Genomic DNA, 13323 nt, shown 5'->3' on the forward strand with positions numbered 1-13323 from the left:
ATGGAATAGCCCAAACCAAACGCCTGTGGACATTGCGTAAGACGTTGAGTTACGTATATTCGTAGCCGATGCAGTGGTGGTTGAAGCAGGAAGCTCCGACTTCTATAAGTCGGAGTAGTTCACCCTACAAAAAGGCAGGATGCCCTGACATATACATAGGCATGGATCCCGCTGACATATACAGTGACTCCCACGACACCGGACGAGATATGGCGGTTATGGAGATTGATGGGATAAACGTGTACTATAACTATGATGAATATTTAAATTTACCGGAGGATGAAAAACCAACCGAAGAAGAATTGCAAAGAGCTGAAACAGATCAGCATTTCTTTATCAGCGATGGCAGTGATGAACGATACACCGATTATGTAAGCGGAGTGGATTTTGAAATTGATGGCATTTCATACGTTTTAATAGGCTTTGATGTTGATATGTCAGCGGATGAGCTATTTGGAATGGCTGAGGAAATCATAGCTGCGAGGAAATAAAGGACTTTTGTAAAAAAGGAAGTATGTGGATCAATATGTAAACACGTGCTTCCTTTTTTATTAAAATATGGATAATACCATAAAACTTTGTTTAATAGGGCAAAATGATATTGTAATACATTTAACCCTGTGATAGCATACATAATGTAGAAAATTAACAGGGGAGAAACGATGAGCATTTGATAATTTGATTTGAGAACACTTTAATGATTAAGCGCGTAAATAAGTATTAGACATTTATGACTTGCTGCAAAACATGTACAGCAGAAATAAATGCGCTTAAGAGCAGTTTGGATGATATGTCCGAGCTATATTTTGTGTACTCTTAAATTAGATTATCGTACGTTATTCCGTTCTGTTTATATAGGGATTTAGTATGAGTCTATTTTTGTGTACACAAGAATAGACTTTTTTATTGAATAAGAAATTTCTCCGAAATTCCTATTCAATAAAAAACGCTCCGCTATGGATGCGACTGGTGCGCAGAGAAACTTGATATAATTACCGGAGGAAGATATGAAAAAAGAAAACGATACTAATTCTAATCCCTTATGGACCAGGGATTTTACTATAATCACACTTGGAAGTGTGGTGTCTATGTTTGGAAATGGTATGGCGGGATTTGCCATGAGTCTGATGGTGCTGGACTACACCGGATCCACAATGTTGTATGCGATTTACCTGTCAATGTATACGATACCGCAGCTGATAATGCCTATAATATCCGGTGCGATACTGGACAGATTTTCAAGAAAAAAGATGATATATACTCTGGATTTTGTAATGTCAGTGATATACATCATCGTAGCAATTGCGATATGGGGCGGGCTGTTTAACTTCCCGATGTTTGCAGCTCTAACATTCCTTTTGGGCTGCATCAGCAGTATCTATATGGTTGCCTATGACAGCTTTTATCCACTTCTTATAACAAAAGGAAACTATTCAAAGGCGTATTCAATTGCAAGTGTACTTGAAACGCTCTCGCAGGTCATGGTGCCTGTTGCAACATTTTTCTACAATCTGGTTGGTATTGCGCCGCTAATGATAATAAATGGTATAAGCTTTTTTATAGCGGCGTCTCTGGAGATGCAGATACAGACTAAGGAGCAATACATTGAAAAACAAAGAGCCGAGATAACAGATGAGGACCTTGGGAAAATTGCAAGAATACTAACAGATATTAGAGAAGGCTTTAAATATCTGATCTCAGAAAAGGGGCTTAGGGCGATTGCTATTTATTTCCTCTTCAGTGCCATGGCAGGCGGAGCTATGAATGTTATAGGGCTTCCGTATTTTAAGAATAACTATGACCACGGAGAGTATATTTTCATAGCTGTATTTGGTATGAGCTTTGTAGGAAGAGCAGTTGGAGGAATGTATCATTACAGGCACAGACTTCCAACCAGATATAAGTATTCCATTGCACTTTTTGTTTATGTGATGATAGGAATATTTGAAGGAGTTTACCTGTATCTGCCATTTTATATAGCTATGCTCCTTAGCTTCATGGTGGGCATTCTTGGAGTTACCAGCTACACTATCAGAATTTCGTCAACTCAGAGTTATGTGCCTGATGAAAAGAAGGGAAGATTCAACGGTGCTTTCCAGGTACTTAGTACATCGGGAATACTTGTGGCAGAGCTTTTGTCAGGTGTACTTAGTATGTTTATGGGACAAAGAGAAATAGTGCTTTTATTTGAAGCTCTGGGAGTTGCTGCTGCCCTTATACTTATCGGCGGTAATAAAAAGCATGTAGAGAAAATCTATAATAGGAATATGTAATGGTATACCCTATAGGGTATATACTATTGGTATGAATACTATAGGAGAATATATAAAAACTGAACGGAAAAAAGCAGGACTAACACAGGAAGAGTTTGCACTTAAAATGTTTGGAATGGAGGCGATCCCTGGAGCAATTGATAGGAGTGGATTAGATGCTTAGATCGGGAAAAGTATATGTGCAAAACATATATGCCGGAAAAATCTGTGAGACAGAAGATGGTTATGAATTCTGTTATGACACGGAATATCTTTCAATGGAAAATGCAGCAAAATGTATTGTGGATTTTTTACTTTTGACACCTGCACAATTTTAATTCCAATATTACATAATAAGTTATCATAAGCATGATAAATGCGCCGATCCATGCTGATACCTCAGATATGGCAATGCCTCTAAAGCTCTGCCGCCCTATGGTCATGCAGAAAGAGCATCTAAGGACTACCTCAAGGATTCCGGATAGCATAGGAAGAAAGGTGTTGCCGATTCCCTGAACAGCATATCTGTATATGAACAGCCATCCCAGAGGAAAGAGAGCAATACCAAGAATAGGCATAAATTCAGAACAATACGATATTATCTGAACATCACTAAGAAGCATTTTTGCTAAAAATCCGGGGAAGAAGATCTGCAATATTGCAAGAGGAAGGTTGACTATTATGGAGAGAAGAATGCCCTCTCGCACACCTTTGCGTATGCGAGAGTATTTCTTTGCTCCCATGTTCTGCCCGACAAAGGTCATTATAGCAAGACCGACAGACATACCAAACTGTTCAAAGAGGCCTGCGAATTTCATGCAAGCGGAATAGGCTGCCACATAGCCGCTTCCCATCAGGTTTACAAAGTATTGCAGTATCATTGCACCTGAGGCTGTTATGGAATTCATAAATGCAACAGGCAAACCTATTTTCAAAAGCTCCAGAGTTGTATCTGTTGTACTGGATGAAAAATCAAGTATTCCCAGTTTTTTAACCTTTATATGACAATAGTAGTAAGAGATAAACTGAGCTGCCACTGTCGCAATGGCAGCACCGGCAACTCCTGTTCTTATGCCCATTACGAGGATAATATCCAGGATTATATTTGCAAGAGAAGAGATAAGCATGGCATATAAAGGAGTCTTACTATCTCCAAGCGATTGCAAAATTGTAATCACAAGATTGTTCATAACAGTTATAAGGATGCCTGCAAGTATTATTACAAAGTAGTTGTAGGCATCCTTAAAAATATCCGCAGGTGTGCTTAGAAATAAAAGCAGAGCTTTTAGCGATAATATGCATATTACAGTGAAAAGGACAGATATAATAAGGCACAGCTTTTTGGCTGATCTTATGTGACTCTCTAGGAGCTCCATGTCACCTTTTCCAAAGCTCTGCGAAAACAATACGCCAAAGCCTCTTGTCATTCCGACAACAAATCCCAGAATCAGAAAGTTCAATGTCCCGGTGGCACCTACTGCTGCGAGAGCTTTGTCAGATATTCCTTTTCCTACGATAATACTGTCAACAAGGCTATATATTTGCTGAAACAGATTACCCCATAGAAGAGGTAGAAAAAACGCAATGATTTGTTTCATGCTGTTTCCTGAAGTCATATTGTTTGCGCCATTTGAGTTTTTATTCATAAGAGGTAATCCTTTTCAATAAGTTTTATTTTTTCTATTATTTCCCGAATTTTGCTGCTACGAGTTCGAGATTATCTCGGATAGGCAGATGCTGAGGACAGATATTTTCGCATTTGCCGCATTTGATGCAGTCGCTTGCTTTGCCGTATATTTCGGTAAGTCTGTTATAGTAGCCTCCCTGAGGAGTAAAGCCTTTTCCTTCATATTCCTGCATCTCAAGATTATAGAGTGAGAAATATTTCGGAATTGGAATATTCTTGGGGCATCCGTCCACGCAATAAGCGCAGGCTGTGCAGGGAATAGCGATGCTGGAGTTTATGATCTCGGTTGCCTTTTCTATTATCTTCATCTCATCAGCAGAAAGGGGTACGAAATACTTCATGTATCCTGTGTTGTCCTGCATCATATCCATATTGCCCATTCCGGAGAGAACCATCTTTACATTGGGCTGGCTGGCAGCAAATCTGATGGCCCAGGATGCAACTGACTTTTCAGGGGCATAGCTCTTGAAAAGCTGCTCAACTTCAGGAACAACGTTTGCAAGGGTGCCGCCTTTTACAGGTTCCATTACAACAACGGGCTTTCCGTGCTTTTCACATACTTCATAACATTTTCGTGACTGAATAGCGTCGCTGTTCCAGTCGAGGTAGTTGAGCTGCAGCTGAACGAACTCAACCTCAGGATGCTCAGTAAGAATCCTGTCAAGAAGATCAGCCCTGTCGTGATAGGAAAAGCCAATATGCTTAACATATCCGGACTTTTTCTTATCCTGGAGCCATTCAAAGCATCCAAGCCTGGAATACTTTTTATAATGGTCTTCTCCAATGTCATGAAGAAGATAGTAATCAAAATAGTCTACCTTTGTCTTTCTAAGCTGCGTCTCAAATATTTTTTCCATCTCAGCTTCATTATTGAAAAATCCGCCATGGAGCTTAGTTGCAAGTGTGAAGGTGTCGCGATTGTGCCTGCTTGTCAGAGCCTCTCCCGCAGCATCTTCACTTTTAAAACCGCAGTACATCCATGCGGTATCAAAATAGGTAAAACCCTGATCAATAAAATAGTCTACCATTTTCTTAGTGGTGTCGATATCGATGTTTCCAAATTCTGAAGACTTGGATGTCTCGGGAAGTCTCATGAGACCAAATCCGAGTTTTTTTGTTGAGTTTCCAAAAACGTTATCCATGGCATGGTCCTCCTTAATGTTATATGTACTCTGATATGGCTGTGACATACAGCCGGTAGTTCTTTCTGATGATATAAAATGATTTGATACTAAAGAGATAATTGTAACAATAGTATTTTACAAAATAATGATAAAGAATTTCAATAGACAGATTATCGGGGAATTGCATGAAAGATGACTCTTAAAGGCTCATTCTTATTTAATATATTTTTAATCATTACTTTTTAATTTCATCAGGGCATGTATGTGATAATGAATACATAATGGTCTAATATGTCACGAGTTTGGTCATAACTAATTTATGAGGGGTTATTATGAACCGGAATAGTAATGAAAGATTCATTATACTGATTATCGCACTGACCTGTATTGTTTTGTCTATAGAAAGCATTATGTCCGGATGGGAGTTTTGGGTTCCGCCTATCATTATTATTGGGACATTATGCCTCCTTCTAATATATATTTCAGGGAGCATAGATTTCAAAATAAGGAAGATCGCTTACATGCTCTATGAGATGTTTGCTCTTTTTTATCATGGGGTTCATGGCAGCAGCCTTATCGATATTCCGATAGCTATTTCCTTTGCTATGTTGGTCTTTTCATTTTTCAATGAGAGCTATATGATGCATTTTTTTCTTGGGGAATATTTCTTCATTATGATCATACAGTTCTTAATAGCTATAGACAGTAACAGCGGAATAATTGAAACCATTGGAATCCTAAGGATATTACTGCATACGGTTATAGTATGCATGATGTACGTATGCTGCATAAAAACCATAAACGATCGCGATGAAATGATCCTGTCCGAAGCTGAGAAAGATGAGCGGATAGAAGCTGTGGATGCGGACATGGAGGATTTTTTGTCCAATATATCACATGAGTTCAGGACTCCTGTAAATGTAGTAAACGGAATGTCCGAGATGCTTATTAAAAAGAATGTGGGAAATGAAGCGTATTCCATAAAAAAGGCCGGAATCAGACTGGCCTATCAGATTGAGGACATTCAGGACTACACTGAATGTAAGAGGGAGAAAGTTATTCTCGAGGAAGATGACTATATGTGTACCTCACTTATAAATGATGTGGTCGCTTCTTTCAGATATTTGAACAATGATAAAAAGCTGGAAATGATAGTCGACATGGAACCTTCCGTTCCATCCATGATGTGCGGAGATGTAAAAAAGCTCCATAAGATATTCAGACATCTTTTGGAAAATGCCATAAAGTTTACCAGAAAGGGTGGCATTTATGTAAAGGTGTCTTCTGAAAAAACAGATTATGGCGTGAATCTGTGTCTTGAGATGACGGATACGGGTAAAGGTATGGACAGGTGGTCCATAGCCTCAGTATCCAAGGGGATGTTTCAGGTCAATAAAAAGCGCAATCGAAGCTCAGGCGGAATAGGTCTTGGGTTGTTTATTGTGTATGGTTTTGCTCACAGAATGGGCGGCTTTGTGAAAATTGAGAGCGAAAAACACATAGGGACAACGGTTCGTGTGACTATTCCTCAGAAGGTAGTTAACATGGAACCATGCCTTAACCTTGCGAAGGATTTTAAGGGAGATATTCTTTTCCATGTGCGCTCAGATAAATATACTGTTCCGAAAGTACGTGATTTCTACAGAATCATGGCGACAAATCTTGCAAAAGGCATCAGAGTTCCACTATATCCTGCTGGGACAGTCAGAGAGGTTGAACGACTTCTGGAACGCCTCGATGTAGCTGTCATTTTTATGGGACAGGAAGAATATGAAGAAAATTCTTCATATTTTGATGAACTAAGTAAAGGAGATGTGGTAGTAGCAGTATCAGCGGGAACTGATTTCAAACCCAGCCCCGGTAGTGCAGTTATTGTTATGCCTAAGCCGCTGTATGCTTACCCTGTTATTAAGATATTAAATGAAGGACGTGATGTTGGCGATCTGACGTATATCGGGCAGACTGATAAGCCTGTATTTAATGATGTAAAAGCTTTGATTGTTGATGATGAGCCCATGAATCTTGTTGTTGCCACAGAACTTTTCAAGGATTATGAAATTCAAAGTGAAACAGCCCTTAGTGGGCCTGAGGCAATCAGCAAATACAGAAACGGCGATTATGACGTAGTATTTATGGATCACATGATGCCGGGTATGGATGGCGTTGAAGCCATGAAACAGATAAAGCAGGCAGCATCAGAGATGAAGAGAAACACCATAGTTATCGCGCTTACTGCAAATGCAGTTTCGGGAGCCAGAGAGATGTTCATGCAGGAAGGGTTTGACGGATTTATCGCAAAACCCATTAGTATTGCTGACTTTGAACGAGTGATGGCGAAGGAACTTCCCAGGATTGGAAAAGGCAAGGGAGGTCAGAGCGTATGAAGGAAAAGAACATCATAAAAAACATAATAGATGCAATCAAAGATCCTCAAAGACCCTTTGATGAAAGAACCTATCTGGCTTTATCACTCATATCTGAAGTGACTGTATTTTTGGCATTAATCGGAGATATAGTAACAGCTGAAAGCTTTTATGAAATTGCGGTTATAGTAGGTACGCTTATTTTTGTACCGGTTCTGATGATAGTATCCTTAAAAAAGAATAAGATAAAAGCTGCTATCAATATTACACTTATCGGAATTACCTTTTTCGTTAACCCTGCACTCTATTTTTTTGGAGGCGGAGTGGAAGGAGGAGGTGTTTTGTGGATCATCTTCACATTTACCTATGCAGGGCTTGTTCTGACAGGAACCCTTCGAGCCTTGATGTTTGTACTTATTACTGTGATGTCTCTTGTCTGCTATGCAGTAGAGTACTACCATCCGGAGCTTGTCTATCACCACTCAAGGGGACTGTTCCTGGTGGACTCTTTCCTCTCAATTGTACTGGTCGGATTCATTTGTTTTGCCATGACCTGGATTCAGAATCTGTTTTTCATGGATGAGAATAACCGTGCAAAAGAGGCAGCAAAAAAAGCAGAGGAGCTTTCAAGAGCTCAGAACCGCTTCTTTTCCAGCATGAGTCACGAAATACGTACTCCCATAAATTCTATTCTCGGATTAAATGAGCTTATACTCAGGGACCAGGATATATCAGATGAAGTAGTAAGAGATGCAAAAGGCATTCAGGGTGCAGGCAAGATGCTGCTTGCACTCATAAATGACATCCTGGATTTTTCCAAAATGGAAGCCGGCAGCATGGAAATAGTCCCTGTGGATTACAGGATAGGTGACATGCTCTCAGAAGTGGTAAATATGATGTGGCTAAAGGCCCAGGATAAGGGGTTGAAGCTGGGAGTCAGCATTGATCCCAAGGTTCCGTCTGTTCTGTACGGTGATGAGGTCAGAATAAAGCAGATCATAATCAATATTCTTAACAACGCAGTAAAGTATACGACTACAGGTTCTGTTGATCTTCATGTGGAGAGCGAGAAAAAGGATGAAAAAACGGTTGAACTGTCTATTTCAATATCCGATACGGGAATTGGAATTAAAAAGGAAGTAATACCATATCTTTTTGATGCCTTTAAGAGAGTGGATACGGAGAAAAACCGCTTCATCGAAGGAACGGGACTTGGGCTCTCCATAGTAAAGCAGTTGGTTGAACTGATGAACGGAACAATTACAGTTAACAGCGTATATGGGGAGGGCTCGACCTTCACAGTGGTTATACAACAGGGTATCTCTGTTGGTACACAGATCGGTGCACTGAACATCCATAATCAGAGCTTTGTAGAAAGAGAAATCTATGAGTGCAGCTTCAGAGCTCCTGAAGCAAGAATACTTATCGTCGATGACAATCCCATGAATCTGGAGGTTGAGGCCAGGCTTCTCATTAATACAGATATGGTCATTGATAAAGCTTCAAGCGGAAAAGAGGCTCTGGAGCTTGACCTGAAATACAACTATGACGTCATTCTTATGGATCATCTTATGCCGGAGATGGACGGTATAGCATGCCTTGAAAAAATCAGAAACCATTCAGGAGGACTGAACCGGCAGACGCCTGTAGTTGTGCTGACAGCCAATGCCGGAAGCAACAACAAGGAGCTGTATAACCGTGCGGGATTTGATGGCTATCTGGTTAAGCCTGTTTCCGGTGAGGCTCTGGAGAATATTCTGTCCAAATTTATACAGCATGAGAAGCTCATTATCAATACCAACAAGGTAATGAGCATGCGTGAAGATATAAATGCAGCCGAAGGTTATTCGGGAAAAGCTCCGGTGATAATAACTTCCACAAGCCTCTGCGATCTTCCTGCATCCATAATCAAGAAGTTCCATATTCCGATTTTGCCATTTCTTATTAAAACAGAGGAAGGCGTGTTTAAGGATGGATTGCAGATGGGAGCGGATGAACTTATTCGTTATCTGAATTCCGGGAGAAATGCTGAATCTGTGCCTCCCGATGAACAGGCATATACAGACTTTTTTGCACAAGTCTTAAAAAAGGCTCATCACATAATCCATATCTCCATTTCATCTAATATGAGTGATGATTATAAGATAGCATGCGAAGCGGCCAAGTCTTTTGATAATGTGACGGTAATTGATTCAGAGAGTCTATCGTCAGCTACGGGAATACTGGTTCTTATTGCTTATAAGTTGTCTCAGATGAAGGATTCGGTTGAGGAGATAGCTGAAGAGCTGAATGCTGTTAAGAGCAGACTTAAGTGCAGTTTTGTCATTGATTCAACAGACTATATGTTGAGGGGACAGCGCATCAGCAAGCGTGTTGACCATATGGCAAAGTTACTTAATCTGCATCCGTGCCTTCGTATGAAAGACAGTCGCTTGCAGGTTGGTGGCATATGGTTAGGAAACCGCAGGTATGTACATAGGGGGTATATAGCCAGCGCTTTTCCTGTAGATGTTATTCCTGATCCGGAGGTGGCATTTATTACCTATGCAAATGTTCCTAAGGAAACTCTTCTGTGGATTAAGAGTGAGATCAGTAAGTATGCCTATTTTGAAAATATTATATTCAAGCAGGCTTCAGCAGCTATTTCGTCTAATTGCGGGCCGGGAGCATTCGGAATACTTTATTGTGTAAAGTCCAATAAATCGTACAACTTATCTACGCTGTTTGATAATTATGAGATGGACTCCTGGGATGATAAGGACACTGATGACGATTTTGAAGAAGGCGGATATGAAACCGGATCATCAGATTACTATGACAATACTATGGAGGATGGAACAAGTCAGGCAGCAGGCAGCGATGAACCACCCAAATGGTACGAATCAATTGACGGAATAGATGGAGAAGCGGCAATAAAAGCAAGCGGCTCTGAAGCAGCTTTTAAATCGGTACTGAAAATATTCTATGAATCAATAGATGAATACTATGATGTACTTCAGAGATATTATGAGGCAAAGGATTTTGACAGTTACACCATAAAAATCCATGCTTTGAAGAGCTCCTGCAAACTGATAGGAGCCCTGGAGTCATCTAAAAAAGCTGAGAAGCTTGAAATGGCTGGAAAGGAAGGCAATATCTCTTACATTGATGAAAATCACGAACAATTTATGAAGGAATATAAGAGATATAAGGACATTTTGAGCAATGTATTTATGGAGACCGGGGAAAAAGAAGAACCTGAAAATGAGCCTAAAAGGCCACAGCTGTCTGGGGTACTTCTGCAGAGTGTTTATGAAGGTCTACGGGACGGCGCTGAGCATATGGACTATGACGCAATAGATGATGTATTAAAAGAAATAGACGGATACGAGATACCTGAGAGTGAAAAAGAAAAAATAAGAGAACTTAAGAATATGGCAGGTCATTTTGATTACGATGGAATACTGAATTTACTGGGTGAAACATCACAGTAAGTTGCGGACCAGCATTTTTCGGCTATAAAAAAGGAGACAGTATGGAAACAGTCATCCGGATAAATAATGCGGTAAATAGTTTTGCCTGGGGATCCTTTGGATTATTTCTCCTTTTGGGAACAGGACTCATATGCACCCTGGCAACCGGGCTTTTTCAATTAACCCATATAAGACATTGGGTGAAGAACACATTTGGAATATTGAACGGTAAAGGACGCATTATTAATGATGCCGGCGCTCTTTCACAAAGACGCACTTTTTGGACATCTCTTTGCGCAACTATAGGAACCGGCAATATTGCAGGAGTTTCAACTGCAATATGTATGGGTGGCCCCGGAGCAGTTTTCTGGATGTGGATTGCAGCCTTTCTGGGAATGATGGTTAAGTATTCCGAGAATGTTCTTGGAATGTATTACAGGCGCAGAAATGTGGAGGGAGCATGGTCAGGTGGACCTATGTACTATCTGGAGGATGGGCTTGGCTCTTATAAACATTTAAAAATATCAGGGAAACTACTTGGAATTATGTTTTGTGTGTTTACAGCCCTTGCTTCCTTTGGAATCGGCAACATGGCTCAGATAAATAAGATCACCATCAATGTTGAAACTACTTTTTTAAACGAAATTGAAATGGGGTCATTTTTTGGCGCCTCTAATATGGAATGGATTATTGGTTTTGTTTTGATGATAGCTACAGCAGCTATTCTTATCGGTGGTTTCAGACGCATGGCGGCGGTCTCCGAGATGTTGGTTCCATATATGTGCATAGCTTATGTTATTGGCTGCCTTGTGGTAATAATCATGAATATAAGTGAATTGTCGGAGGTGTTTGCATCTATCTTCCGGTTTGCACTTGGACCAAAGGCTGCTGCCGGCGGAGCGGCAGGCTCGGCTGTTCAGATAGCACTTAACACTATAAAAAACGGCTGCAAGAGGGGGGTATTCTCAAACGAGGCAGGACTTGGTTCATCTGTTATGGTGCATGCCACAAGCTGCTCAAGAGAACCGGTTCATCAGGGCTTATGGGGTGTTGCTGAGGTATTTATTGACACGATGGTAATATGTACCATGACAGCTGTTGTAATTCTGAGCTCCGGTTCGATAGACCTGACTACCGGACTGGTCAGGGCGGGAGTTAATGATGCTACTTTAGTAACACAGGCTTTTGGAGAAAAGCTTGGAAAGCCCGGGGAGTGGTTTGTGGTGATCATTATCACACTTTTTGCATTTACTACTGTCCTTGGATGGTCTTATTATGGTGCTAAGGTTACGGAGTACCTTTTTGGCGTTACAGCAGCAAAAATATACAGATTTATATTTATAGGAATAATAGTATTTGGGGCGGTTATGGAGTCAAACCTGGCGTGGGATATTTCTGATACCTTTAACGGACTTATGATGATCCCAAATCTTATCGGACTTATTGTACAATTACCACTTATCATAAAACTAACAAAGAATTATAATGAAAGAAGAATAAAGGGAAAAGATATAGAGGCACTTCTTTCCTATGATGATGACATACAGCGGGAGGCTTTGAGAGCTGTCAGCAAAGGTGCAGAATGACCGGGAAGGCAAGGTTAGAGTATGGATAACGAAAATAAGAAAGATAGGATTGCAATGCTTATAAGCGAGAGGGAAAGCGTTATCATCAGAAGCATTCAGATGAAGCTGGAATCCATGAGAATTGACTCTGTTCTCACAAGGTCAAGAATCGATGACATAGATGAGCATAAACGCGACGTTGACTTTTTCGTAGTATATCTTCCTAATGAAATGTCAGAGGATTTCATGAAAGCGCTTGTGTATCTTGCAGAGTTTGCAGAGGAACAGGACAAGTCACTGATTCTCATTGGTGAGACCCACATGAAGGGCATTTTGATGTCAAGATTCAGGTGGCTTGGAAGTCTGGTACTCTGGTTTGACAGGCCACTTGACATAGACGAATTTGGTATACAGGTTAACAGGGCGCTTAAGCAGCACGCAAGGCAGAACACCATGAAGAGGATTCTGGTAGTGGATGATGATCCAAACTATGCGAAGATGGTGAGAGAGTGGCTGATGGATGTGTACAAGGTAGATCTTGTGGCATCAGGAGCACAGGCCCTGAACTTTTTGTCCAAAAACAAGGTGGATCTGATTCTCCTTGACTATGAGATGCCTGTTGTAGATGGACCGCAGGTACTACAGATGCTAAGAGAAGAAACTTCAACTGCTTATATCCCCGTCATATTCCTTACCGGTGTTGGAAAAAAAGAAAGCGTTGCTAAAGTATTGAGCCTAAAGCCCCAGGGATACATCTTAAAATCAACCTCCAAGTCAGACCTGCTAATGACCCTTAGGGACTTCTTTATCAAGTAAAAAACTGAACTTCCCACATAAACACCCCTGCAAGAGCCATTTCTTCTGCTGGCGAGGCTATTAA

General features: G+C 40.6%; 10 protein-coding genes. 8 read left to right on the top strand and 2 right to left on the bottom strand.

All coding sequences use genetic code 11. The features are described from left to right. Window positions 1-80 precede the first annotated feature (80 nt). The 4 genes from ACHCNF_RS13125 to ACHCNF_RS13140 all read left to right on the top strand — a co-directional run bounded on the left by ACHCNF_RS13125 (window position 81) and on the right by ACHCNF_RS13140 (window position 2590). Window positions 81-491 (top strand): hypothetical protein, encoded by a 411-nt coding sequence (locus ACHCNF_RS13125; protein ID WP_408070226.1) that lies wholly within the window; start codon window positions 81-83, stop codon window positions 489-491. Between the two features lie 516 nt (window positions 492-1007). Then, window positions 1008-2273 (top strand): MFS transporter, encoded by a 1266-nt coding sequence (locus tag ACHCNF_RS13130; RefSeq protein ID WP_408070227.1) that lies wholly within the window; start codon window positions 1008-1010, stop codon window positions 2271-2273. Between the two features lie 31 nt (window positions 2274-2304). Next, window positions 2305-2436 (top strand): hypothetical protein, encoded by a 132-nt coding sequence (locus ACHCNF_RS13135; protein WP_408070228.1) that lies wholly within the window; start codon window positions 2305-2307, stop codon window positions 2434-2436. Further along, window positions 2429-2590, top strand: coding sequence for a hypothetical protein (locus tag ACHCNF_RS13140; RefSeq protein ID WP_408070229.1), 162 nt, complete (start codon window positions 2429-2431; stop codon window positions 2588-2590). The genes ACHCNF_RS13135 and ACHCNF_RS13140 overlap by 8 nt, the downstream gene beginning before the upstream one ends. On the opposite strand, the gene ACHCNF_RS13145 is transcribed toward ACHCNF_RS13140, so the two are convergent. Then, window positions 2564-3898, bottom strand: a complete 1335-nt coding sequence (locus ACHCNF_RS13145) for an MATE family efflux transporter (RefSeq protein ID WP_408070230.1) — start codon at window positions 3896-3898, stop codon at window positions 2564-2566. The two genes, ACHCNF_RS13140 and ACHCNF_RS13145, sit on opposite strands and share 27 nt — an antisense overlap. 37 nt (window positions 3899-3935) lie before the next feature. Next, complete coding sequence (locus tag ACHCNF_RS13150; protein WP_408070231.1) at window positions 3936-5081, bottom strand: aldo/keto reductase; 1146 nt, start codon at window positions 5079-5081, stop codon at window positions 3936-3938. A 314-nt stretch (window positions 5082-5395) separates the two neighbouring features. Here ACHCNF_RS13150 and ACHCNF_RS13155 point away from each other — a divergent pair, with 314 nt between their 5' ends. From ACHCNF_RS13155 to ACHCNF_RS13170, 4 genes are read left to right on the top strand one after another with little or no spacing between them, the layout of a single operon-like run. Then, complete coding sequence (locus ACHCNF_RS13155; protein ID WP_408070232.1) at window positions 5396-7447, top strand: hybrid sensor histidine kinase/response regulator; 2052 nt, start codon at window positions 5396-5398, stop codon at window positions 7445-7447. After that, on the top strand, window positions 7444-10899 hold the full coding sequence (locus ACHCNF_RS13160) for a DegV family protein (RefSeq protein ID WP_408070233.1): 3456 nt from the start codon (window positions 7444-7446) through the stop codon (window positions 10897-10899). The genes ACHCNF_RS13155 and ACHCNF_RS13160 overlap by 4 nt, the downstream gene beginning before the upstream one ends. A gap of 41 nt (window positions 10900-10940) precedes the next feature. Further along, entirely contained in the window at window positions 10941-12464 is a 1524-nt protein-coding gene (locus ACHCNF_RS13165) for an alanine/glycine:cation symporter family protein (protein WP_408070234.1), read from the top strand. 21 nt (window positions 12465-12485) lie between these two features. Further along, window positions 12486-13259, top strand: a complete 774-nt coding sequence (locus tag ACHCNF_RS13170; protein ID WP_408070235.1) for a response regulator — start codon at window positions 12486-12488, stop codon at window positions 13257-13259. Window positions 13260-13323: the final 64 nt, after the last annotated feature.

The organism is Butyrivibrio sp. NATIVEDY162 (assembly GCF_045999815.1).
GTDB lineage: Bacteria > Bacillota > Clostridia > Lachnospirales > Lachnospiraceae > Butyrivibrio.

Bases quoted from the DNA above. Each gene is read 5' to 3' on its own strand.
- ACHCNF_RS13130 (WP_408070227.1), top strand. From the start codon at position 1,008: ATGAAAAAAGAAAACGATACTAATTCTAATCCCTTATGGACCAGGGAT.
- ACHCNF_RS13135 (WP_408070228.1), top strand. From the start codon at position 2,305: ATGAATACTATAGGAGAATATATAAAAACTGAACGGAAAAAAGCAGGA.
- ACHCNF_RS13140 (WP_408070229.1), top strand. From the start codon at position 2,429: ATGCTTAGATCGGGAAAAGTATATGTGCAAAACATATATGCCGGAAAA.
- ACHCNF_RS13145 (WP_408070230.1), bottom strand. From the start codon at position 3,898: ATGAATAAAAACTCAAATGGCGCAAACAATATGACTTCAGGAAACAGC.
- ACHCNF_RS13150 (WP_408070231.1), bottom strand. From the start codon at position 5,081: ATGGATAACGTTTTTGGAAACTCAACAAAAAAACTCGGATTTGGTCTC.
- ACHCNF_RS13155 (WP_408070232.1), top strand. From the start codon at position 5,396: ATGAACCGGAATAGTAATGAAAGATTCATTATACTGATTATCGCACTG.
- ACHCNF_RS13160 (WP_408070233.1), top strand. From the start codon at position 7,444: ATGAAGGAAAAGAACATCATAAAAAACATAATAGATGCAATCAAAGAT.
- ACHCNF_RS13165 (WP_408070234.1), top strand. From the start codon at position 10,941: ATGGAAACAGTCATCCGGATAAATAATGCGGTAAATAGTTTTGCCTGG.
- ACHCNF_RS13170 (WP_408070235.1), top strand. From the start codon at position 12,486: ATGGATAACGAAAATAAGAAAGATAGGATTGCAATGCTTATAAGCGAG.